Genomic DNA, 1,065 nt, shown 5'->3' with positions numbered 1-1,065 from the left:
TGTCGCGCACCGAGGAGCTGCCGGTCGCGTTGTTGGGTGTGTTGACCGCGGGTGCGGCGTATCTGCCGATCGACACCAGTTATCCGGTGCAGCGGTTGGAGTTCATGCTCGAAGACGCCGCCCCGGTCTGCATCCTCACCACCGCCACCGAGCAGGAGTCGCTGCCCGCGGGCAACATTCCGGTGCTCCTGCTGGAAGAGACCACCGGTTACGACGACGCGCGGGTACGCAACCGCGAACGTCTGACACCGCTGCGCCCGGACAACTTGGCGTATGTCATCTACACCTCCGGTTCCACCGGTGTGCCCAAGGGTGTCGGAGTCTCGCACCGCAACGTGGTGGAGTTGTTCGCCAACACCCAGTCGCTGTTCGATTTCGACGAGACCGACGTGTGGACGTTGTTCCACTCCTTCGCGTTCGACTTCTCGGTGTGGGAACTGTGGTGCGCGCTGGCCAACGGCGGCACCGTCGTCGTGGTCGACTACCTGACCTCCCGCTCACCGGAGCAGTTCCGCGAACTGCTGATCCGTGAGCAGGTCACCGTGCTCAACCAGACTCCTTCGGCGTTCTATCAGCTCGCCGAGGCCGACCGCGCGGCGCACCACGACGAGGGCAAGTTCGCGCTGCGCTACATCGTGTTCGGTGGTGAGGCACTGGATCTGCGCCAGTTGCGGCGCTGGTACGAGCGTCACCCGGTCGACGCTCCGTGGCTGGTGAACATGTACGGGATCACCGAGACCACGGTGCATGTGTCGTTCCTGTCTTTGGACGAGCAGATGGCCGACAATCCGGCCAGCGTGATCGGGCGCGCGTTGCCCGGCCTCGAGGCGTACGTGCTCGACGACCGGGTGAACCCGGCGCCGGTCGGGGTGGCCGGAGAGATCTACGTCGCGGGCGCTCAGCTGTCGCGCGGCTACCTCGACCGTCCCGGGCTGGCCGCGACGCGGTTCGTGGCGAATCCGTTCGGTGCGCCGGGCTCGCGGATGTACCGCAGCGGCGATATCGGCCGGTGGGTCGGTTTCGGCGGTCAGGCCACCTTGGAGTACGCCGGGCGTGGTGATCAGC

General features: G+C 66.4%; 1 protein-coding gene. It reads left to right on the top strand.

Going from position 1 to position 1,065, the window contains the following annotated elements; genetic code table 11:
* The coding region (locus tag IU450_RS39250; RefSeq protein WP_195154778.1) for an amino acid adenylation domain-containing protein at positions 1-1,065 on the top strand (1,065 nt) is incomplete at both ends.

Origin of the sequence: Nocardia abscessus, assembly GCF_015477775.1 — a bacterium.
In the GTDB taxonomy this organism is placed as follows: Bacteria; Actinomycetota; Actinomycetes; order Mycobacteriales; family Mycobacteriaceae; genus Nocardia; species Nocardia abscessus_A.
This window is presented reverse-complemented; position numbering and strand designations above follow the sequence as displayed.